The organism is Gemmatimonadales bacterium (assembly GCA_036500345.1).
Classification (GTDB): domain Bacteria; phylum Gemmatimonadota; class Gemmatimonadetes; order Gemmatimonadales; family GWC2-71-9; genus Palsa-1233.
Map to the genome: position 1 here is coordinate 43,798 of DASYCE010000027.1, position 22,002 is coordinate 65,799.

Annotated in this window: 18 protein-coding genes; 1 reads left to right on the forward strand and 17 read right to left on the reverse strand. The window is 66.5% G+C overall.

All coding sequences use genetic code 11. From position 1 onward, the window contains the following. Nucleotides 1–14: 14 nt before the first annotated feature. From VGM20_12415 to VGM20_12440, 6 genes are all read right to left on the reverse strand, one after another. The gene (locus tag VGM20_12415; protein ID HEY4101667.1) at nt 15–764 is read right to left on the reverse strand and encodes an ABC transporter permease subunit; all 750 of its coding nucleotides are present in this window, start codon (nt 762–764) and stop codon (nt 15–17) included. Beyond that, nucleotides 761–1,669, reverse strand: coding sequence for an ABC transporter ATP-binding protein (locus VGM20_12420; GenBank protein ID HEY4101668.1), 909 nt, complete (start codon nt 1,667–1,669; stop codon nt 761–763). Before VGM20_12420 ends, VGM20_12415 begins: the two co-directional genes overlap by 4 nt. Beyond that, complete coding sequence (locus VGM20_12425) at nt 1,666–2,721, reverse strand: hypothetical protein (protein HEY4101669.1); 1,056 nt, start codon at nt 2,719–2,721, stop codon at nt 1,666–1,668. The genes VGM20_12420 and VGM20_12425 overlap by 4 nt, the downstream gene beginning before the upstream one ends. After that, a complete protein-coding gene (locus VGM20_12430) occupies nt 2,718–3,653 on the reverse strand; it encodes an ABC transporter ATP-binding protein (GenBank protein HEY4101670.1) in 936 nt (311 codons plus the stop codon). The genes VGM20_12425 and VGM20_12430 overlap by 4 nt, the downstream gene beginning before the upstream one ends. Nucleotides 3,654–3,768: 115 nt before the next feature. Then, nucleotides 3,769–5,751 carry a M20/M25/M40 family metallo-hydrolase gene (locus tag VGM20_12435; GenBank protein ID HEY4101671.1) on the reverse strand — a complete coding sequence of 661 codons (1,983 nt, stop codon included), beginning with the start codon at nt 5,749–5,751 and terminating at the stop codon, nt 3,769–3,771. Between the two features lie 100 nt (nt 5,752–5,851). After that, the gene (locus VGM20_12440) at nt 5,852–7,147 is read right to left on the reverse strand and encodes an amidohydrolase family protein (protein ID HEY4101672.1); all 1,296 of its coding nucleotides are present in this window, start codon (nt 7,145–7,147) and stop codon (nt 5,852–5,854) included. Between the two features lie 192 nt (nt 7,148–7,339). Between VGM20_12440 and VGM20_12445 the strand changes: the two genes are divergently transcribed. After that, nucleotides 7,340–8,428, forward strand: coding sequence for a hypothetical protein (locus VGM20_12445; protein HEY4101673.1), 1,089 nt, complete (start codon nt 7,340–7,342; stop codon nt 8,426–8,428). 13 nt (nt 8,429–8,441) lie between these two features. On the opposite strand, the gene VGM20_12450 is transcribed toward VGM20_12445, so the two are convergent. From VGM20_12450 to coxB, 11 genes are all read right to left on the reverse strand, one after another. Continuing rightward, complete coding sequence (locus VGM20_12450) at nt 8,442–10,781, reverse strand: M20/M25/M40 family metallo-hydrolase (GenBank protein ID HEY4101674.1); 2,340 nt, start codon at nt 10,779–10,781, stop codon at nt 8,442–8,444. Nucleotides 10,782–10,870: 89 nt separating this feature from the next. Continuing rightward, on the reverse strand, nt 10,871–12,673 hold the full coding sequence (locus tag VGM20_12455; GenBank protein ID HEY4101675.1) for a M28 family peptidase: 1,803 nt from the start codon (nt 12,671–12,673) through the stop codon (nt 10,871–10,873). A 107-nt stretch (nt 12,674–12,780) separates the two neighbouring features. Further along, nucleotides 12,781–13,221, reverse strand: coding sequence for a DUF6526 family protein (locus VGM20_12460; GenBank protein HEY4101676.1), 441 nt, complete (start codon nt 13,219–13,221; stop codon nt 12,781–12,783). Between the two features lie 2 nt (nt 13,222–13,223). Beyond that, entirely contained in the window at nt 13,224–13,892 is a 669-nt protein-coding gene (locus VGM20_12465) for a twin-arginine translocation signal domain-containing protein (protein ID HEY4101677.1), read from the reverse strand. 62 nt (nt 13,893–13,954) lie between these two features. Next, nucleotides 13,955–15,088 carry a hypothetical protein gene (locus VGM20_12470; GenBank protein HEY4101678.1) on the reverse strand — a complete coding sequence of 378 codons (1,134 nt, stop codon included), beginning with the start codon at nt 15,086–15,088 and terminating at the stop codon, nt 13,955–13,957. Further along, nucleotides 15,085–15,597: a cytochrome c gene (locus tag VGM20_12475; protein ID HEY4101679.1), complete on the reverse strand. Its 513-nt coding sequence runs from the start codon at nt 15,595–15,597 to the stop codon at nt 15,085–15,087. Before VGM20_12475 ends, VGM20_12470 begins: the two co-directional genes overlap by 4 nt. Beyond that, nucleotides 15,597–16,133: a DUF3341 domain-containing protein gene (locus tag VGM20_12480; GenBank protein HEY4101680.1), complete on the reverse strand. Its 537-nt coding sequence runs from the start codon at nt 16,131–16,133 to the stop codon at nt 15,597–15,599. Before VGM20_12480 ends, VGM20_12475 begins: the two co-directional genes overlap by 1 nt. Then, the gene (gene nrfD, locus VGM20_12485) at nt 16,130–17,539 is read right to left on the reverse strand and encodes an NrfD/PsrC family molybdoenzyme membrane anchor subunit (protein HEY4101681.1); all 1,410 of its coding nucleotides are present in this window, start codon (nt 17,537–17,539) and stop codon (nt 16,130–16,132) included. The genes VGM20_12480 and nrfD overlap by 4 nt, the downstream gene beginning before the upstream one ends. After that, nucleotides 17,536–20,337, reverse strand: coding sequence for a 4Fe-4S dicluster domain-containing protein (locus VGM20_12490; protein ID HEY4101682.1), 2,802 nt, complete (start codon nt 20,335–20,337; stop codon nt 17,536–17,538). The genes nrfD and VGM20_12490 overlap by 4 nt, the downstream gene beginning before the upstream one ends. Next, nucleotides 20,334–20,972 carry a cytochrome c3 family protein gene (locus VGM20_12495; protein ID HEY4101683.1) on the reverse strand — a complete coding sequence of 213 codons (639 nt, stop codon included), beginning with the start codon at nt 20,970–20,972 and terminating at the stop codon, nt 20,334–20,336. Before VGM20_12495 ends, VGM20_12490 begins: the two co-directional genes overlap by 4 nt. 1 nt (nt 20,973) lies before the next feature. After that, nucleotides 20,974–22,002 (reverse strand): cytochrome c oxidase subunit II, encoded by a 1,029-nt coding sequence (coxB, locus tag VGM20_12500; GenBank protein HEY4101684.1) that lies wholly within the window; start codon nt 22,000–22,002, stop codon nt 20,974–20,976.

A 22,002-nucleotide genomic window follows, 5' to 3' on the forward strand; every position in this document is an offset into this window, starting at 1 on the left:
GTCACCTGCCGGGGCTATGCGGTGTGGCCAACCTCGAAATCGCGGAGCCGCCGGATGCAGTAGCCGAGGGCGGCCGCCGTGACCACGCCGCTCATGATGTACGCCCGGGCGTGCGGCAGTTCGGCAGTGAAGACGGCCGCGTCCGCCTTGGCGATCGCGTCGGTGACGCTCATCATGTACTGCCGCACGCTGAAGGTCCGGGTCCCCGCGAAGAGTCGCGACAGCACCCCTTCCCAGACCACGAGATAGACCAGACCAACAAGCATTCCGCGGCGCGTGATCAGGCCGAGCGCCAGGAAGATCGCGGCGTAGAGAATGCTTCCCAGCACCGCTCCGGCCGCGAAGCCGACGCCGAGATTGGTTGAGCCGGTGCCGCGCAGCAGGATGATCCCGACCAGCGCGACCGACGCGCCGTTCAAGGCGAGCGCCAGCGCGGCGGTCACCACGAGCTTGGTGATCGCGATCGTGGATCGTTCGGTCGGCTTGGTGAGCAGATAGACGACGGTGCCGTCATCGATCTCGGCGCCAAATCCGGCGCTGGCGAGGACCAGCGCGATGATCGGCACGACGACCGTGAATGCCACGGTGGAGCAGATGTCGACCGCGGCGTTGAGACGTTCGGCGTTGTCCTGCAGGTACGGCCGCAACACGAGCGCCATCACGACCGGGAGTGCGGCGAGGATCGCCACGATGATCCAGCGCCGCCGCGCCAGCGATTGCCGAATCGTGAGCTCGGCGATGGCGCGATTGATCGGCGCGGTCATCGCTGCACCAGGTAGGAGAAGACGCTTTCGAGCGACTCGTCGCTGGGAAGCACCTCGGTGAGCGAGATCGACGCGTCGCGAGCGAGCACCGGCAACGCGCGGGCAAATGCGCCAAGGTCGGCGGTCCGAATGGTGAGACCCGACGGCGCGATCTCGACGCTCGTGGTCGCGGGCTGCGCCATCAGCGCGGAGGCGAGTCGACGATCGTCGCTCGATCGCACCGTGAAGGTGTGCGGCCGGTCGGTCATCAGCTGGCGAATGACGCGGCTCGGGCCGGACGCCGCGAGGCGCCCGCCGATCAGCACCAGCACGGTATCGGCGATCCGATCGACTTCCTCGAGGATGTGGGACGACACGAGGATCGTCCGGCCGCGCTCCGCCAGTTCGCGCAGCAGCGTCATCATCTCGAGCCGCTGCTTCGGATCCATCCCGTTGAACGGCTCGTCGAGGAGGAGAATCTCCGGGTCGTGCACCAGCGTCGCGGCGATCTTGGCGCGCTGCCGCATCCCCTTGGAATACGTCCCGATCGGCCGGTGCTGCGCTGCCTCGAGGTCGACCATCCGGATCGCCCGCGCGGCGGCAGCGGCGGGGTCGGCGACGCGCTGCAGCCTCGCGTTGAGCCGCGCGAACTCGAACGCGCTCAGGAACGGATACACCGCTTCCGACTCGGGGACGAATCCGATGGCGCGATAGACCGCGGGATGCTGCCACGCAGCTATATCATTGATCAATACAGTGCCGTTCGACGGCCGCAGCAGGCCGGTGATCATGTGGAGCAGCGTCGACTTGCCGGCGCCGTTGGGGCCGAGCAGGCCGGTGATCCCGGGCGACAGGGTGAACGAGACGTCGTTGACCGCGACGATGTTGCCGTACCACTTGGAGGCATTCGTGACGGCGACGGTCACGTCTCGACCCGCCGGTACCGCCAGGTCAGGACGCCGCCCGCGAGGATGAGGAGACCGCAGGTCGTGACCAGGAAGATCGATCCCGGGAGCGACGCCGTATCGAGCAGGCCGCGCGGACGACGGAAACGCTGACGCACCACGGGCGGATGTCCGCCGCGTCTCGCCTTCACCGAATCGGGGAGGGAATCGAATCGCGCGTTCATCCTGGCTTGGGCAGCCACCTGCTCCACCGAATCGGTGAACTGCCGCTGGGCGAATGTCGAATCGCCATGCGTCGTGTCGAAGACCCAGCGGGTGAATCCGATCCCCACGTCGGCGGGAGACGCCAGCACCAGGTACCGCATCTTCGCCGGACGATTGAGCACCAGCGGCAGAATGAATGCGCTGGTGAGAATGAACACCGTGAGAATCGCCGCCGTGGCGAACGGCCGGCGCGGAATCAGCGCGGCGAGCGTGAGTGACACGCTCGACAGCAGCAGCGAGACGCCAGCAGCTCCGATCAGGATTCGCGGAATGATCGACACCGAATCGCGCGCCGCGGTGAAGACGTTGTCGGCCGCGAACCAGGTCCCGACGAGCAGAACGATGTGCGGCAGGAGCGCCACGACGAAGAGCGCTGTGAAGAGCGCACCGAGTCGTGCGAGCACGTAATCCGAACGACTGATGGCGCGGGAGAAGTACAGCGCCAGGACGCGATATTGCTGATCGCCGGTGACAAGCTCCGGTGTCTGGAAGGCGCAGAAGAGGGCAAAGACCCAGACGGTGGTCCGGAAATACGTGGCGTGGGTGAAGAGCTGTACCGCGTTGCCGGCGAGACCGACCACCGCGACCTGGATCACCGCCGGAATCAGGATGAACGCCACCAGCGCGACCGGCGGGATTTTGGCGCGGACCCCTCGGCCCAGGCCGAAAATGGCGCGGAGTCCGTGCACGTAGAGCGCTCGCATCGCGCCGGCACGCCCGAGCCGCTTTCCGTCGTAATGCTGGTAGCCGATGTCGTAGATCGCACCGGCGGGACGCGGCACGTCGGGTGTCCCCGGTGTGGCGGTCATGCGGTCAGGCCTGACATCGCGACCGGTGCCGATTCGCGGTGAAAGAGATCTTCGAGCCGGTCGCGGCGCCGCGCGATTCGCAGCAATCCCACGCCGCCATCCGCCGCCAGATCGCGCACCAGGTCCCACGGTGGATCGCCGTCGATCGTGATCAGGATGGCGCCGTCACTGCCCCGGCGGACCGCCAACCCGTGTTCGCCGAGGCGCTGCACAAAGCGGTCGGCGTCGCCGATCACTTCGACCGCGAGCATCTCGGTCTCGCGGGTGAAGACGTCGATCGGCGCGGCGCGCAGCAGCCGGCCGCCGTCGATCGCGACGAGGTAATGGCACACCTGCTCGATTTCGCCGAGGAGGTGTGAGGCGAGAATCACGCTGATCCCGAATTCGTTTCCGGTGCGCTGGATCAGCTCGAGCATGTCGGTGCGGCCGGCGGGGTCGAGCCCGTTGGTCGGTTCGTCGAGGAGGAGCAACTTCGGATCGTGGACCAGTGCCTGCGCCAGCTTGACGCGTTGCTTCATCCCGGTGGAATAGCCGCCGATCGGGCGATACCGCTCGTCGTACAATCCGACATGGCGGAGCATCTCCGCGGCGCGCTCTCTCGCCGCCGCCGCCGGGAGGCCGGAAACGCGCGCCAGGTGCGTCACGAGATCAGTCGCCGTCTGATCGGGCGGAAGGCAGTCAAATTCGGGGATGTAGCCGAGGTACTGACGCAACTCCGGTCCCTGCGTCGTCGCGTCGAAGCCGAGGACGGAAAGCGATCCGCTGGTGGGACGCAGCAAGCCGAGAATGATCTTGAGGAAGGTGCTCTTCCCGGCGCCGTTGGCGCCGACGAGTCCGATCACGCCCGGCTCGACCGAGAGCGTAAGGCCGTCGAGCGCCGTCACCCCACCGGGATACCGCTTGGTCAGCTGCGTGGTGCTGAGCAGAGTCATTGCAGCACCAGGACAACGCACCGTGATGTGAAGGGCACGTTGGTAATGTAGCGAATGGGAACAACAAAGGGACCGCCGGAGCGGTCCCTTGTTGCAGCCATGAAACTGTTTCGGTTCAGCGAACGATCAGCGTCACCATTCCGTCGGCGCTCGATTCGCCGCCACGCGTCACTTTGTAGGTAAAGGTGTCGGTGCCGACGAAGGTCGGCGACGGGGTGTAGGTGAAAGCGCCGTTGGCATCCACGACCACCGTGCCGTGAGCCGCCTTCCGGACCAGCGATGCCGTTGGCGCTTCAGCGCCGCCGCGACCGCCGCCACCGGCGAGCCCCGGCGCCCGGATCGACGCGGCGTGTGCCTTTGCGACAACTACGACGTGCGGAATCGCCGTCGGCCCCGCGGCGATCTGATTGGCGCCTCCGCGCGGCGCAGGCGTCGGAATCGCCGGCATCTTGTCGGCCGGGAAGCGCGGGACCATGTCGTCACGATCGGCGAGCGCGAGCATCGTCGCGGCGGTGATCACCGCGTTCTTCATCACGTCGTCGGGGATGATCCGTTCGTAGGTGTCGAGATTCGAATGCCAGGTGGTGGAGTTATACGCGATCGGATCCTGGCGCGCGCCGATTCCCGGCAATCCTGCGACCGCAAACGCCCCATTGTCGCTGCCGCCTTCGACGCGCGCGCTGGACGCACCGGCGCCGTAGATCCCCCACTTTTCCCACGCCTTCAGATATGGAGCCAGCACATCGGCCGCGGCTTGCGGTCCGAAGATGGAGGCGCCCCGCACCAGGCCGGTGCCGTCATCGATGTTCCAGTAGGCGTCGAGCTTGGCGAACTCCGGCTTGGGATTCTCGGCGGAGCCGAAATGGTTCGCGACGTAGGCGAAGGAGCCGAGAAGACCTTCCTCCTCGCCGCTCCAGAGTGCCACCCGGATCGTCCGGCGCGGCTTGGCGCCGATCGCTTCGAGAATTCGCGCCGCTTCCATCATGATGGCGCAGCCGATCGCGTTGTCGGTGGCACCCGTGGCGCTGGTCCACGAATCGAGGTGTCCGCCGAGCATCACGACTTCGTCGGCCTTGTCGGTGCCGGGGATCTCGCCGACGGTGACATAGGACGTTTTCCCCTGCGGGTAGAACGTATTCTGGACATTGAATTCGGCGGTAACCGGCGTGCCATCCTGGATGATCCGCCAGATCCGGCCGTAGTCATCGGTGCGAAGGATGATCGCGGGAGGCTGCGGCGTGGTGTCGTCGTAGATCTGGCCGCCACCGTTCTGTGCCACGATCTCGCCGGGAATGCGGCCACCGCCCTGCGCACGCAGGAGCAGCCCGGGCTGATTGTCGCGCGCCAGCGCCTGGATCGCCTGATTCACTTCCGCCGCCGACACCTTGCCGGCCGGCGTCGGTTCACCGCCCCGGCCACCGCGTGCGCCGCCAAACCCGTTCCCTCCGCGGCCACCGCAGGCGGCGCCGCGTCCCCCGCCGCCGCGACCACCACGCCCCGCTCCGGCGGCGTTGGGATCGCGCGGCACGAACATCTCCCTTGCGGCGCTGTCGCTGATGCGCGTCGCCGTCGGGCAGAAGTCGACCGGCACGTCGGCCGGCGGTCCCACCATCACGATGCCGCCCTTTACTCTCGGCGCCATCTTCGCGAGATACGCCGTGAGCTCTGCCGGGGTCGGATCGACCGGCGCTTCGAGCGCCACGATCGAACCGCTGATCGGTCCCCTGGTCGACGGCGACCACGGCTGCGCTTCGAACTTGACGTTGAACTTGACGGGCGACGTCACCCAGCCGGTCATCCGTCCCGGCATCCAGCCAACACCCTTCCAGGTGAACGGTTCGAGGTGCGCGTTCTGCATCCCGAACGAGGTCATCGTCTTGACCGCCCAGTTGGCCGCGGCCACATGGTTGGGCGAGCCGATCGGACGGGGACCATAGACGTCGGTCAGGTAATGCTCGATCCACATGATCTTCGAATGCTGCATCCCCTCGGCCTCGATCTTCGCGTTCATCGCGGTGTCGATCTTTTCGGGGCCTTGGGCGAGGAGCGTCGCGGGAATGGAGAGGGCGATCAGTGGTATCAGCGCCTTGCGTAACATCGAACCAACTCCGGGTCTGGAAGAGGTGAGGAAATAGATAATGCCTCGATGTGCCAATGCCGACAAGGCGACGGGCGTTGCAATTCGACCGTTGCGCCGATCACTGCTTGTAGACGACGCCGTTCTTCATCACGAACGTGACGTGCTTGAGCGTGGAGATGTCGACCGTCGGGTCGCCGTCGACCGCGATGAGATCGGCCCAGAGCCCAGGCTTTACCATCCCGATGCGATCGTCCATCTGCAGCATCTTCGCGTCGGTCGACGTCGCAGCGATGAGGGCGTCGATCGGCTTCATCCCGAACTGGACCATGAGGATCAATTCCTTGGCGTTGTCGCCGTGGGAGAAGACGCCGACGTCGCTGCCGCTGCCGATCATCACGCCGGCCTTCATCGCCTCCTGGAACGAGGTCCGCTTCGTCTCGAGCGAGCGCGGCAGCGAATCGCCGATGTGATAGCGCCCGGCCTGCTCCAGTTGCGATTCACCGGCGGCGACCGTCGGGATGAAATAGGTGCCGTGTTCCTTCATCAGCTTGAAGACCTCGGGCGTTCCGGCATCGCCGTGTTCGATGGTGCGCACGCCTGCGAGAATCGCACGGCGCATCCCTTCCGGTGACGTGGCGTGTGCGGCGACCGGGCGCCCGCCGGTATTGGCGACGTTGACGATCAGCTTCATCTCGTCCTCGGTGAAGCCCGGCTCCGTTTCCCCGTTGGGGCCGTACCGATAATCTGCGTAGATCTTGATCCAGTCGGCGCCGTGCTTCATCTGATCGCGCACCACGCGCGAAATCCCGTCGACGCCGTCAGCCTCCTCGGCGCCCTGCGGAATGTCGTCGGTGTACTCGGTGGCGAATCCCTTCGGGCCGTACTCGCCGGTCGACACGATCGCGCGGGTCACGACGAACATGCGCGGCCCGGGGATGATGCCCTGATTGATCGCCATCTTGAGCCCGACGTCGGCATAGCCGGCACCCTCGGTGCCGAGATCGCGGACCGTGGTGAATCCCGCCAGCAACGTCGAGTCGGCGTGAATGACGGCGCGGGCAACGCGCAACGCTTCCGGTTCGTGGAGAACCTGGTCATTCCACGACGTCTCGTTGTACGGATGCAGCATCATGTGCGAATGTGCTTCGATCAAGCCGGGAAGGAGCGTCGTATTGGGAAGGTCGATCGTCCTCGTGTCGGCGGGCGCGTTGATCTGTGCGCGCGGCCCGACGGCGACGATCTGGTTGCCGCGAACGAGGACCGCCCAGCCTTCGTGCGGCTTGCTGCTGGTGCCGTCCCAGACGCGTGCCGGCGTGAGCAGTGTGGCCGGTCCGCTCGGCGCGCCTCCCCGGCCCTGACGGCCCTGGGCGACGAGTGCGACGGGAACAAGGAGCGCGGCGAGGATCAGCTTCATGGCGAAATCCCGAGTCAGGCGACCGAGTGTGATTGCGGTGAGTCTCGATAATGTAGCACGGGGGACGGTGGTCGTGTCGCGACGCATCGCGTGAATCGTCTCTGAGCGTATCCGGTTCGACGTGTAACACGGGGACTTCCACTCGAGAGAGCGCATGATCGTCGTCGGGTCGGCCTGGTGAGGCGAGGAGCGGTGAGAAAGACGGCGCCGCGTGGCGTCGCGGCGGTCCGGCCTGTTTCCGACGCGCGTGCAGCGCAACTGCGGTACGTGGACGACAGCGGGCCCGGGATCCGTCGGTCCCGCTCGGGACGGGGATTCTCCTACACCGCGGACGATGGAGGCGCCGTTCGTGAAGCGTCGACGCTGGCGCGCATCGGTTCGCTCGCGATTCCGCCAGCCTGGACGGCGGTGTGGATCTGTGCGACGGCGAACGGGCACCTGCAGGCGACCGGACGGGACGCGCGCGGCCGGAAACAGTATCGGTATCACCCGCGATGGCGCGTCGCCCGCGACGAGACCAAATACGAACGGATGCTCTCGTTCGGCCGGGCGCTGCCCAGGATCCGCGCAGCAGTTGCCCGGGATCTGGCGCTGCCGGGAATGCCTCGCGAACGGGTCCTGGCGACGGTCGTTCGCCTGCTCGAGGCGACGCTGGTGCGGGTCGGCAATGAGGAATACGCCCGCACCAATCATTCCTTCGGGCTGACGACGCTGACCGATCGGCATGTGGAAGTGGATGGCAGCCGCATCCGCTTCCACTTCCGCGGAAAGAGCGGCAAGCCGCACGACATCACGATGACCGATCGGCGGCTGGCGCGCCTGGTGCATCGCTGCCGCGACCTTCCCGGGCAGCACCTCTTCCAGTATCTCGATGACCACGGCGAACCGCAGCCGATCGAGTCCGCCGACGTGAATCAGTACCTGCGAGAGATCTCGGACCACGACTTCACGGCGAAGGACTTTCGCACCTGGGCCGGTACCCTGCTCGCTGCGCAGCAACTTGACTCGTCGGACGCCGCGGCCGATCAGGATGACGCGGGCGAACGCCGTGCCACAGGGATCGGCAGCGCGATCGCCGCCGTCGCGGCGCGACTCGGCAATACTGTCGCCGTCTGCCGCAAGAGTTACATCCACCCCGCCGTGCTGCAGGCGTTCCGCGACCGCGCACTCTACGATCGCTGGGTGCGAGCGTGCCTACGGCGGACGTGCCGCGACCATCTCGACGCGGATGAAACGGCGCTGCTTCGATTCCTCGCCGCGGACCGCACCGCCGGCGACTAGATCGGTCATCCGATCAGAGCGTCGCCGTGTGCCGCGTAAGCGTGACGTCGGTCGGGACGAAAGGCTTGCTCATCAAGGTGGCGGGGCGCGGCGGCAGCGGACCGGCTGATGGCGGCGGCAGTCCATCGACCGACGAGATGATCGTGAACCGTGCCGGCATTGGGGAATGCGCCGTGAACCAGAGATCGACACCTTCTTGCGGCACACCGAAGTAGCGCAACAACGTTCCATCGGCCCCTCGGCGATAGGACGGTCGATACCGGGCGTCGCCGCCGTTGACGAGGACGCGGCCGTTGATCGTCATGTCGGTGATGCCCACGCTGGTATCGACGACGATCTTGACCGACTCACCGGGAGCGTGCTGCGCGAGATGCATGTGAATCCGCCGTCCACCCGGTACCGCACTGCTCAGCACTGATCCCGGAAAGGCGGTGTCGGGCGCGACGGGCGCTCCCTCGCGCGCAAGGAGCTGGATGCCGGGCCGCGCCAACGACCAGTCATCAAAGGTGCGCCGCGTTGGGGTTGGGCCGAGGATGGGCGTGGTCCACTGGTCGGCACGACGATCAAACGACGCCCACCATTGGTGGCCGGTGGTCGCATCGTGGAGGAAGAGCAGCGAGTCCGGTTGTTTGCGCGTTGCGGTGAATCCCGAGCGCGCTTCCGCGATCACGAGTCCGCCGACGCATGCGATCGCTGCCGCGGCCACGATCCAGCTGCGCGACCTGCCGAGGAGAGCGATCGGCAGAATCAGCAGCGACATCATGAGGCCGATCAACGCCGCGCAGAAGGTGAGCAGATTGGCAGTGAGTGCCACCTCGAGCGCATGGATCGTCGGCGGCCACAGGATCAGCGCCGGAACCGCCGCGAGCGCGATCGCTGCTGGTGGCTGACGGTTGCGTGAGCGAGCATGCAGCCAGCATGCTGCGCCGATCATCGCGGCGGCGAGGGGCAACGCAAAGATGTACGTCGCGCCGGGAAGGAGGAATGCGGCGGCGATGCCGACGATCGCCCAGAGGAACAGGGCAACAGCGCTGAGTTCGAGCGGCGTTGCGCGTCGTTCGAACCGGCGAGCAAGCGCGATCGCGATCGTCGTGGTCCATCCCGCACACGCCAGCAGGTACCAGCGCGAATTGTACGGATCGCCCTGCAGGATCTCGGCGTACCCCGAGTGGACGTGCAGGATTGCGCGCCACGCGATCGCCGTTGCCACCGCGGGAACGATCACGATCATCGCAACAAGGATCGCGCCCAATCCCGTGCCACGGGCGGAGAGCGAGCCGCGGCGCACGGCGAGCGCGGCCAGGATCAGCAACCCGAGCAGTTCGACGATGGCGATCGGCACCGCAAGCGATGCCGGATAATGGACCACACCAAGGAGCGGGGCGCTGAAGTAGATCGCGTCGTGGGTGCGCTCCGGTCCTCGATCGATCGCCAGCTGGCGAACGAGGCCGATGGCGTAATCGCCCATCTGCTGCACGACTCGCGGATCGAGCGACGTGATATCATCGATCGGCGTGTGGTAATGCGTGAATCCGTCGATGTTGGCGAAGTTGAGTGCGCCGACCGGAAACGCCGAATCGAGCCAGATGCTCATGTCGGTGTCACTCTGCAGGTGTCGGTACACTTCGCCGGTGAGCGAGTTGGTGCGGGCATCGTCGACGCTCGTGGCGATGGCAGCGATCAGCGGCGCGTTCCCGGGTGACGTCTGGAACATGTACACCGGGCCGCGGTCGCCACGCGTGTCGAGGTTCAGCACGGTCCCGACATCCTTCGCCCACGGATGGAGATTGACGAACGCTTCCGCGCCGAGGAGCCCCTCCTCTTCGGCATCCGAGAACAGGACGATCACGTCGCGAGGAAGCGGGGGCGAGCTCTGCATCGCACGCACCGTCTCGAGGATTGTCGCGACGCCAACGGCGTCGTCTCCGGCACCCGGGCCGCGGGGGACGGCATCGTAGTGCGCCGTGAGCAGGATCGCCGGCGCGCCGGGCGTTCCGCGAATCCGGCACACCACGTTGGCGATGGTGGCAGCAAGCGGTCCGGAGAGTGTATTGAAGCCGGTCCCCGACTGGACATGGGCGTCGCCGCATCCGAGTGCGCGCAATCGATCAACGAGATAGTCGCGGATCCGGTCATGCTGTGCTGTGCCGACGGCGTGCGGTGCCGCCGCGATCACGCGCAGATCGGCCATCGCGCGTTCGGCCGAGAACGCGGAGGGCGGTGCGGTGGCGGGGACGACGCGCGGCGATCCGGTACTGGCGAATCCTGCCCAGAGCGCTGCCGCGAGAATCGCGGCCGCGACGACTTCACCGCCTCGGCCGGCGCGCACCGACGTCGCACGATCTTCAATCACGCAGATCGCTCCTGGTGAAGCGGTAGGAGGGAAGGTGTCGGGGCGACGCCGGAAGCGCGAGGGCCCGCCGATCGGCGGGCCCGGGGACGCTACTGCACGCAGTCGGCGCGGGGGTCCGGCTTGCTGTGGTCGACGACCAGACGATGATCGAGATTGGCCACATGCCGGGCGAGGTCGGCCATGAAGTTCGTGACCTGCGCCATTCGCGAGTAGTCGATGTACTGCGGCTCATCGGTCAGCTGATGATAGTCGGCGTGGCCGCCGGTGGTGAAGAAGGCGATCGGGATGCCGTAGCGGGCATACTCGTAGTGATCGCTGCGGCAGTAGATCTGCTGCGGATGGTGGTCGGCGTCCATCGAGTAGTCGAAATGCAGGCCGTGCGCTCCCGACTTGTTCACCGACTCGACGAGATCGCCGAGCTCGGTGGAGAGGCGGCGCGATCCGACCACCTGCAGATAGCCGGGACCACCGTGCAACGGCGTGCCGCTGATGCTGTTGCCGGTCTCGTCGGTGACAGCCCCGCGCCCCACCATGTCCATGTTGAGTTCGGCCACGATCGAATCGCGCGGCACGGTGGGATGATCGGTGAACCACTGCGAGCCCCACAACCCTTCTTCCTCTCCGACGTGCCAGACAAAGAGAATGGAGCGCTTCGGCTTGACCGGCTGGGCGGCGAAGTACTGCGCCAGTTCCAGGACGCTCATGCTCCCCGATCCGTCGTCATCGGCACCGTTGAAGATCGAATCGATCCGGGCAGACTTGCCGTGACTCTCGCGCCGCACCGTCGCGAGGATGGCGTTGACGTCCTGCTGCTGCACCGGATTCAGCACCGGCGGCGGATCATCGGCGCCGCCTTTGCGAAAGAGATGATCGATCAGATAGATCGAGTCGTGCGCCATCGGCTGCATGATGTCGGTCAACGGAACCGGCGCGGCCGCGCTGCCAACGGTGCCGATATGATCGTTGTGGGCGCCGATCACGACGTATTCGCCGCGAAGCGCGGGATCACTCCCCGGCAACAATGCGATCACGTTGCGGACCGGGAGGTTGTACGCGGGGCTGCGGGTGTAGCGCAGCGCGCCGGACACCGTGCCACCCGCTGCACCGCGTTCAAGCCCGTCGAGCGCATGCCCCATCAGTCGTTCGGCGGCAGCACCGGTGACATACATGTAGATCGGCGCATCCTGGTCCCGCATTCCGGCTTGCGGGGTGTGATACGCCTGCCGCTCCGCCGGCGAAAAGGCCTCGAGCCCGACGACCGCGATGCCGGCAGCGGTCGAGAAACGACCGGTGACCTCCGGACGCGACGGAATGCCGCGCGGATTGGTCGCTCCGGTCGCCGTCGATGTGATCACCACGAATTTCCCCGCCGCCTCGGCCGCCGTGATCACCGAGTTGGAATCCGACCAGACACCGCCGTAGATCACCTGGACGCCGTTGAGCGGGCGCAATGGCGCGCCGGGATCGCGCGGGAGGAAATCGACCCAGGGAGTGAGCGCGGTGCCGGCGACGGAGATCGTGCTGGTCGAATCAAAGGTGCGCAGGTCGATCGGCACGGCGACCGGCTGGAAATAGGTGGCGTCGACACCGCCGGGGAGGAGGCCGAAGCGCTTCACTTCGCTGGCGATGTACTCGACGCCTTTGACGTTCCCGGCCGTACCGGTGCGACGACCCATCATCGAATCCGCGGCAAATGCGAAGAGCCTGGTCCGCAGATCGGCCGGCGTGATCGCAGCGGTGGTCGGTGTCGGTGCGTGCGTGGTGGGGAGGAGGAGTGCCGCCCACGGATTGGCGGGCTGCGTCGCGGGCGTCGCTGCACGCGTCTGTGCGACGAGGCAACCGGGGAGCAGCAGGACTGCGGCCACAGCACGCACGAAATGACGAGTGGGCATCGACGATCTCCTCGCAGGGTACGACGTGGACGGCAGCAGGATACGCTGCCGGGGCCCGACGATCGCCGAGCCCCGGTGGTTTCGGTGGACGTCAGAATCGAGTCAGGTCACACCCGCATGTAATCTGCCCGCCACGCCTTGACCATCTGCTTGATGGCATCCTGGTCGTGAATGCGCTGGTCGAGCACCGACCGCGCCAGTTCGGGAAGCTCGGCGTCCGACGCGAAGCGGAGTGCGATGAATTGATCGCGAGTGAATTCGGGGATCCGGTTGCGCAGGTCGTCCGGCAGCAACCGCTCGAATCGCAGCTGCTCTTCGAGGCGAATGACCCGGTCCTGCACCGTTGTCGCAAACCGGCGGGCGGTGAGAAAGAGGATCACCAGCGCCAGCGCGACCGCGACGCCGACGATGTTGTCGAGGATCGGATAGCGGATCGCCATCACGATCGAGTAGAGCAGGTTGAGATAGAAGATCGGCCCCGCCACGAAATGGAAGAGCGGGATGTACCGCGCATGATTCTTCAGGTCCTGCGAGAGAGGATGGCTCATCGTCAGCTCGCCGGGAAGTAGTGGCAGCCCACCTGCTGCGCCTGCAGCACGGCGAAGAAGCCGGACGGTTGCAGAATGACGCCCGGGACGAGCATGTCGATCGCCTTCTTGCGTGCGTCGTCGGCGGAGAGCTTGTCGGCCTTCTGCAGCATCGCGACCATCCCGCCAAAGGCCAGATTGCACGCCAGCACGATCCCGCCGGCAGCCACAAACGCCGGAATGTTGTAGTCAGCCATCGACGCCGGTGCGCCGGCCTGGACGCCGCTCACCGGATTGACCGTGGACCACTTCTTCGTCCTGGGATCCTTGATCTTGTTTTCCTTGCCACACTTGAATCGTTCCCAGAAGGCGTCGTTCATCACCAGCGGAATCCCCTCGTGGCGGAAGACGACGATTGCAGTCAGGTCCTTGGCGTCGCCGCCGTAGACCTCCTGGTACTCCTTGCGCCACGCCTGCGCCCGGAAGATCGCTGCCCCTTCGGACAGGCCGGGCGAATCGAAGACCGCCCGCATCCTGCCCGTGGCGCGATCGGTCCAGCTCATGTCCCATTTGGTGCTGACCGGACGCGGGATCGAATCGCGCGTCGCCCGGGCGGGAAACGGTATGCCGGCCGCGGCGGCAGCGCCACCAGCGCCGAGCCAGCTGAGGAAATCGCGGCGGGGTGTGGTCATCGGGATCTCGGTGGCTGGAGGGTAAGAATCTCCTCCAAGTATATCGTGTCGCGAGACCGGCCTCACCCCCGCCGATACTGCAGCGCCTCGTCGAGGTAGGGGTCGCCGGCGGGGAGCGCAGCCAGCGGCCTGGCACGCACCGCAGCCACGGCGATCAGCGCGCCGGCCACCGCAATCACCGCCGCGACGTCTACCAGGCGGAGCTGGAGGGTCGGACTTGTCGCCGGGCGGATCATCCAGAAGATCTCCGCCAGGTAGACCACGACGATCCAGACCGCGAGCGCAACCAGCGCCCGGGGGCTTCGCTTGATCCGGCGAAGTAGCAGGAGGACGAACGGGACCGCAAAGAGCCCGATGAACGTCGCCGCCGCGAGGACGTTCCAGCCGCCTTCGACGCGGGTACGGTACCACGCCGCCTCGACCGGAATATCTGCGATCCAGATGATGAGAAACTGCGAGAATGCGAAGTAGGCCCAGAGGATCACGAACGTGAAGAGCAGCGTCGCCAGCGCACTGCCCTGATCGGCGGTGATTGCCCGCCGCCATCCGCGCGATCCGGAAACGGGAGCGAAGGCGAGAATGATCATCACCGCGAGGGCCGCGACAATTCCGCCGACCAGGAGGAGCGCTCCGTAGATCGTGGAATACCAGCTCGGCTCCAGTGACATCGTCCAATCGAACGCCGCGAAGGTCCCCGAAATGATCGTCACGAACAAACCGACGGTGCTCAGCCGGCGGAGCGCAGCGGTCGACCGGACGATTCCCGTCGCGGGCGCGCGGTCCTGATAGAGCGCCCACCCACGCAGCCGCTCCGCGATCCATACCCAGAGGATCAGATAGATCGCGGTGCGTACCGTGAAGAAGCCCGGAGAAAGCCAGATGGCGCGATGCGCGCTCGTGGCGCCGTGCGTCCAGGGATAGAGCCACCGGATTCCCACAATCAGCGGTATTCCCAGGATGGCAAGCACCGGAAACGGTGCGACGATCATCAAGGCGATGCGGCGCAGGACCACGAACCAACGCGCGCCGACCAGGTGGCTCATCATGATCTGCAGTGCGGCGCCGAGCATGATCGTGGCTGCGCACACGAACGCGACGAGATACGCCGACATCGCAGCCCGCGGGTCGGCCACGAATTCGACCACCCAGAGGAGTGCGCCGAGAATCGCGATCACCGCGGCGACGGGCGCAATCATCGGACGGTCGCCGCCGCCGCGCGCAGCTGCAAGGTCGAGAGATACGCGAGTACGGCACGGCGATCGCTGTGATCGAGCGCGTCACCGAATGCGGGCATCGGTCCGTATCCGCTGCTGATGATCGAGTCGAGCCGGTCCGCGGGCAACGACCGGATCGCTGCGGTGAGCAGCGACGGTGGTCGAGGGGGATCCATGTTCGACGCCACGACACTGACGCCGTCACCCCGCTCGCCATGACACACGGCACAGTAGATGGCGAACCTCGCGTGCCCACGCGCGGTGTCGACCGCGGCGGTGCTTGAATCGACGGCCCACGCCACGGTGCCCGCTGGCGCCAGCTGCATCGCCTTGCCGTCGCGGAAGAAGCCGCTGGCGCCGTAACTCTCGGCCCTCGGCATGGTGCGCATCCGGTTCCAGTCCCAGCCGCTTCCCATCGGCTTCGCGCAGTCGCACGCCGCCACGGCAATCAGCGCTGCCCGCAGAGTTCGCCAGCAACGTGCCGTGTGCATCAGAGCATCGCCTCGCTGACGCGGCGGGCGCCGGCGGATCGGAGCAGCTCGCTGGCGCGTTCGGCGATCGCATCATCCGGAGCCGGCACGGTGAGCCAGAAACGGGTCGTCGACACCTGTTCGAATCCATCGACTTCATCGATCGGCGCCCAGAGACGCGGAAACCGGAGGATCAGGAACCATCCGATGAACACCGCGAGCGCCGCGCCGAGAATGGTCGCCTCGAACGTGACGGGGATGAAACCGGGGAGCGGGTGACGTGGCCGGCCACCGATATCGACCGGGTAGGCGCCGCCGGTGGACCACCACTGGATGGCGAGACCGCACAGACCTCCGGCGACACCGCCGGCAAGGGCGATCGCGGCGATCGGCGGTCGGTGCGGCGCGGCGACCGGATCGACCGCGGGCAGATCCCACGGTCCGTACGTTGTGACCCCCTGACATCCTGCGTCCGCGATGTGACGTGCCGCATCGACCATCTTCTGATCCTCGTCGAACTCGGCGATCACGTGGCGCGCGGGGGGACGCGTGGTCATCGCACCGCCCCGGTGGGCGATGGTCGATGTTGCAGCTCCTGCATCTCGCTCACCGGAATCGCCGGGACCCAACGCAGGAATGTCAGGAAGAGGAGGGCGAAGAGCCCGATACTGCCGAGCAGCAGTCCCCAGTCAACGAGCGTCGGCGCGTACGCATGCCAGCTCGACGGGAGGAACGACCGGTTCAACGAGCCGGCAATGATGATGAAGCGCTCACACCACATCCCGGCCCAGATCACGACGCCCGCGGCAAAAAGCACTCGTGGATCGCGCCGCAGACGCTTCGACCAGAAGAGATGCGGCGTAACGACATTGGCCGCGATCATCGCCCAGTAGATCACTGCGTACGGTCCGGCTGGCCTCGCGACTAGCATGGCGTAGATCTCGAACCGATCGCCGCTGTACCAGGAGATGAACGCTTCGCAGAGATACGAGTACGTCACCAGCAGGCCGGTCGCGAGGAGCAGGATCGCGATCAATTCGAGGTGACGCGGCGTGATCAGCCGCTCGAAGCGGAAGATGCGACGCACCGGAATCACCAGCATCAGCACCATCGCGAAGCCGGAATAGATCGCGCCGACGACGAAATACGGCGGGAAGATCGTCGAATGCCATCCGGGGACCTGCGCGATCGAGAAATCGAGCGACACGATGCTGTGCACCGACACGACCAATGGCGTGGCAAGCCCAGCCAGGAGCAGGTATCCGAGGCGGTACGATCGCCATTCGCGGGCGCCTCCGCGCCAGCCGAGCGCGAAAACGCCGTAGATCCGGCGGCGCCACCGTTCCGGTGCCAGGTCGCGGGCCGCCGCGAGATCGGGGACGAGTCCCATGTACCAGAAGAGCAGCGAGACGGTGAAGTATGTCGAGATCGCCACCACGTCCCACGGCAGCGACGACAGGTAGTTGGGCCAGACTCCGGTGGTCGCCGGGTACGGTGCCAGCCAGTAGAAGAGCCACGGCCGACCGAGATGCAGGATGGGAAAGAGCATCGCGTTCACCAGGGCGAAGAGCGTCATCGCCTCGGCGAGGCGATTGATCGATGCGCGCCAGTGCTGGTTGAGCAGCAGCAGGAAGGCCGAGATGAACGTTCCGGCGTGCCCGATCCCGATCCACCAGACGAAATCGGTGATCCCGTATGCCCACGCCGTCGGGATATTGTTTCCCCAGCTGCCGATTCCTCGCACCACGGTGATTCCCGCGGAAACAACGAAGATCACGGTGAACACCGCGCTCACCGCGAAAAGCGGCCGCCACCCGGCGCGCGGTGTCCAGAGCGGCGTGAGCACCCGCGTGATGACCGGCTCGTCTGGGTGGATGATCGGGCCATCCGCCGCCTCGATGATCCTGCGTGCTTCGGCGCGCGCGGCTGCGCGATCGTCGCTGTCGAGCACGGCGACGGTCACGATCTCCCCGATCCGCGCTGGTCGCGTGCGAGATAGTGGACGCGCGGCCTGGTGCCGAGCTCGTCGAGGGAACTGCGTGCGCGTGAATCGTCGAAGAGTGCGGTGACCGGACTCGCGGGATCGGTGAGTGAGCCGAACACGATGGCGCCGACCGGGCACGCCTGCTGGCACGCCGTCACCACCGTGCCGGTGCGTGAATCACCGCGTTGTTCGGCATCCTGCTGCGCGTGGCGCACACGCTGTACACAGAAGGTGCACTTCTCCATCACACCACGCGCACGGATGGAGACGTCGGGATTCTCGCGAAGCGCCGCCAACTCGTCGGCTGGATCGTTGTAGGCGAGCCAGTTGAAGCGGCGCACCTTGTACGGGCAATTGTTGGAACAGAAGCGGGTTCCGACGCAGCGATTGTAGACCATCTCGTTGATACCGTCGTCGCTGTGGGTCGTCGCGGTGACCGGACAGACATATTCGCACGGCGCCGCCTCGCACTGCTGGCAGAGCATCGGCTGAACGGTGACCGCGGGATTGTCGAGCGGGCCGTCGAGATAGCGGTCAATTCTGATCCAGTGCATTTCGCGGTGGCGAAGGACGCCGCTGCGTCCGACGATCGGAACGTTGTTTTCCGATTGGCACGCCACGACGCAGGCGCTGCAGCCGGTGCAGAGGTCGAGGTCGATCGTCATCGCCCACTGGTCGCGGGCAAGTCCATGCGGGTCGGTTTCGCCGGGTTGGTAGAGCGGCAACGCCGGTCTGGCCGGTGGCACCGTCGCCGGCGTCCCGAGAATCTCCTCGCGGCGTCCCTCGATCGACCAGTGATCCTGCGTGGTCGCGAGGTCGTGCCGTTGGCCGGTGCGCCGTACCGTCACCGGTTCGATGAACGATGCGCTTGAGGTGCGCAACGCCGTCGCATCGCAGCCGATCTGCTGACGAACGAGGCCAGCGCCCGTGCGGCCGTACCCGAGTTCCAGCGAGATCGCGCCATCGGCGTGTCCCGGCGTGACGAGCACCGGCGCGTCGACGGTTCCTGTACCGTTCTGCAGCGCAATGACGTCGCCGCTCGCCACCTGAAACCGATCGGCCGTCGCCGGTGACATCAGCGCGGCGTTGTCCCAGGTGAGGCGCGTCGCCGGACCCGGTAGTTCCTGCAGCCACGCGTTGCCGGCGAACCGACCATCGTGGGTCTTAGCCGACGGCGTGATGACAACCACCGCGTCGGTCCGCGCCGGAAGCGGCACCAACGTCGCCGCCATCGACGCGACAACGTCCCGCGCCACCGAACCATGCTGACGCGCAAAGCCGGAATCCGTTACGTAACCCGAGCGGAGCGCATCGTCGCCAACCGCATCCGGATCGTACCGCCCGACCAGCGCCCGTCCGGTCGCCGTCTCTCCAACCAGCATCGCGAGGAACTCTGCCGTCGTGCGCCCGTCATACATCGGCGCAATCAGCGGCTGGACCGTCGAAATCGTTCCATCCCACGCGCGAGCGTCTCCCCACGATTCCAGGTAGTGCGCGGCGGGCGCGTGCCATGCGACGGCGGCCGCGGTCTCGTCGCGATAGTCGCCGAGGTAGACCGTGTTGCGAATCGCGTGAAGCCTCTCGGTGAGGCGCTGCGCCGGCGGCGCCGAGTAGCACGGATTGATCGCGGTGATGACGGCGGTGTCGATGCTCGCATCGACGAACCGTTGCAGCGCATCATCGCCTTGGGCAATCGAGGGATCGACGCGAAACGGCGGCGGCGTGTACCACACGGTTGTGCCGACATTGCCCAGGAGTTCATTGATGGCCGCGACCACGACGTGCACTGGCACCGGCTGTCGAGGACCGGCCAGGGCGATCGATCGGCCGCGATTCGCCAGTAACGCGTTGGCAGCGGCGGTGACCCACGCGCCGACGCGTGCCGGCACCGCCGGGGAGTGAGTACCGACCCAATCAGGGGCGATCGCGCCGGCCACCGCCGCAAGGAGTCCGGTCGCCGCCATGGCGAGATCGTCGGGTGTCGCGGGGATCCGGTCGGTCGCGACCACCCCGGTCGACGACGGTACCGTTTCCGCCACGAACAGGAGCGAGTCGCGCCGCCCACGGCGCCGGCTCGCCCAATCGTGGGCGTGCCGCAGCGCGAAGGGATCGATGCCGAGAAAGTCGGCGTCGAGCGAGATGATGGCATCAGCCGATGCGAAGTCATGCTGCGGTATCAGCGGCGTGCCGAAGAGCGCGATGGACGCGTCGATTGCACCGTGCCAGCCCAGCGGCGCGAACACGCCGATCCTCGCGTCCGGGAATTCGTCGCGAAGGCGATCGAGCAGTGTGAGCTCGACGGGTGACGAGGTTGGTTGAAGCAGCAGGGAGATTCCGGCCCCGCGCGCACCGCCGCGCGCGCGGAGCGCCGCGGGATTGCAGAGAGCGGCGAGCGCCCCCCACGTTGTCGCGCGATTCCCTCGTTGGCAACGCTTCGCCCGATCCGGGTCATATAGCTGGAGGAGCGAAGCCTGATGCATTGCACCGGTGCCGCCGAGGGAGGCGGGGTGCCGGGGATTGCCTTCGATCTTGATCGGTCGCCCATCGCGGCTTGTCACCAGAAGCCCGGTGGCTGCGCCATCGAGCACCATCGACGTGGCGTAGTGGACGTTCGATCCTGTCACCGGAGCTCGCGGCGAATGCACGTACGGCAGGATCGTCTCCGACGGCTCGCGAACACATCCGCCCAATCCCGCCACCGCGGCTCCGGCACCGAGCCACTTGGCAAATTCCCGGCGGGTCGGCCCGCTGCGGGCGGGATCGGAGTCTGGTGTCATCGATGACATGTGGAGCAATTGGTCAGCGAGTGAACCTGGTAGGTCCGCATCAGCGCCTCGCCCTGTCGCGGACCCGTCCATCCCATTGCCGTCACGGTTGCGAGTGGGCGAATCGACGCGGCAGGATTGCGATGACAATCGACACACCAACTCATCGTGAGCGATCGCGCCTGCGACACGACCGCCATTCGATCGATCCGGCCGTGGCATGTTTCGCACGCGACGCCGTGGCCGACGTGCGCGGCATGGTCGAAGTAGACGAACGCCGGCAATTGCGTCACCCGGCGCCACGGAATCGGGCGGCTGGTCGCCAGGCTGCGGCGTACCGGCGTGAAGACGCTGGAAGCAAACGTCGCGTCGTTGTGGCAGCTCACGCAGAGCTCGGTCGACGGCAGCCCCGCCTGCTGGGATCGCTCGACCTCCCGATGGCAGAACCGGCAGTCGATGTGAAGCGCCGTCACGTGCAGCGGATGGCTGAATGGAATCGGCTGCGTGATCTGTCGATGCTCACCGCGCGCCCACGGGGTCCGGACCCACGCCATCGCCACAAGCGGGATGACCACCACTGTCGCCACGAGCAACGTGAGGACTCCCCTGGCAACCGGCGTGGCGCGGGGTGTGAAGATCGCCGGCACGTCAGCGCAATCCTTCGAGATACGCCGCGACGGCGCGGAGCTGGCCTCCGCTGAAGACCCGCATCGACGGCATCGCCACGCCGGGCTTGAGTGACTGCGCGTTGGCGATCCACGCCTCCATCGTGCCGATGTTGTTCGGCAATTCGCCCGCGGCCAGCATGCGGCGCGAACCGATATGGGTGAGATCCGGGCCGATCGCGCCTGACGCACTCGTGCCGCGGATCGTGTGACAGGTCGCGCACGGACCGTTGACGACAAGCTGCTGCGCCACCAGTCTCGCCGAATCGCTCGGCATCGCGGCCGGCGCCTCCTCGCTCGCAATCCAGTTCGCAAACGAATCGGCCGGCTCGGCCACCACGACGAACGCCATGTGGGCGTGCTGCACGCCGCAGAACTCGGCGCACTGGCCGCGATAGGCGCCGGAATGCAGCGCGGTAAACCGGATCTCGGTGGTGTCCCCCGGGATCAGGTCGATCTTCCCCTGGAGCTGGGGGACCCAGAAGGTGTGGATCACGTCGTCGGTGGTGAGGATGATCCGCACCGGAGCGCCAACCGGCACGTGAATCTCGTTGGCGCTGTGCATCGCCCGCCCGGACGACGCGTCGATCCACGACACATCCCACCACCATTGATGCGCGGTGACGTGGTAGGTCACCGCGCGGCGCGATATCGTAGCGGGGTAGCGGTGCATCGCGGTCAGCGTGAGGACGAAGAGTGCCACGAGGACCACTCCCGGTATGATCGCCCCGTACCAGACGATCATCCGTTCGCTCGGTGCGCTCAGATCGACCGATGACGCGCTCCGGTCGCGGTGTCGCGAGATCGCCGCGACCATTGCCGCGCAGACGACGGCGTAGATCACTGCCGACGCGCCGACCAGCCACCAGGTGATCGAAGCGATCATGCCGCTTTCGTGGCTCGCGGGATCGAGCGCCGACATCACGCCGTGACACCCGGTGAGCGTAACCGTGACTGCACTCGCTCGAATGACGGCGGCAACCCGCGACCGGAGAGGCGATGAGGAGCGCAT

Coding starts and splice junctions, on each gene's coding strand:
- VGM20_12415 (HEY4101667.1), bottom strand. CDS start 764: ATGACCGCGCCGATCAATCGCGCCATCGCCGAGCTCACGATTCGGCAA.
- VGM20_12425 (HEY4101669.1), bottom strand. CDS start 2,721: ATGACCGCCACACCGGGGACACCCGACGTGCCGCGTCCCGCCGGTGCG.
- VGM20_12430 (HEY4101670.1), bottom strand. CDS start 3,653: ATGACTCTGCTCAGCACCACGCAGCTGACCAAGCGGTATCCCGGTGGG.
- VGM20_12435 (HEY4101671.1), bottom strand. CDS start 5,751: ATGTTACGCAAGGCGCTGATACCACTGATCGCCCTCTCCATTCCCGCG.
- VGM20_12440 (HEY4101672.1), bottom strand. CDS start 7,147: ATGAAGCTGATCCTCGCCGCGCTCCTTGTTCCCGTCGCACTCGTCGCC.
- VGM20_12455 (HEY4101675.1), bottom strand. CDS start 12,673: ATGCCCACTCGTCATTTCGTGCGTGCTGTGGCCGCAGTCCTGCTGCTC.
- VGM20_12460 (HEY4101676.1), bottom strand. CDS start 13,221: ATGAGCCATCCTCTCTCGCAGGACCTGAAGAATCATGCGCGGTACATC.
- VGM20_12465 (HEY4101677.1), bottom strand. CDS start 13,892: ATGACCACACCCCGCCGCGATTTCCTCAGCTGGCTCGGCGCTGGTGGC.
- VGM20_12470 (HEY4101678.1), bottom strand. CDS start 15,088: ATGATTGCGCCCGTCGCCGCGGTGATCGCGATTCTCGGCGCACTCCTC.
- VGM20_12475 (HEY4101679.1), bottom strand. CDS start 15,597: ATGCACACGGCACGTTGCTGGCGAACTCTGCGGGCAGCGCTGATTGCC.
- VGM20_12480 (HEY4101680.1), bottom strand. CDS start 16,133: ATGACCACGCGTCCCCCCGCGCGCCACGTGATCGCCGAGTTCGACGAG.
- VGM20_12490 (HEY4101682.1), bottom strand. CDS start 20,337: ATGACACCAGACTCCGATCCCGCCCGCAGCGGGCCGACCCGCCGGGAA.
- coxB (HEY4101684.1), bottom strand. CDS start 22,002: ATGCGCTCCTCATCGCCTCTCCGGTCGCGGGTTGCCGCCGTCATTCGA.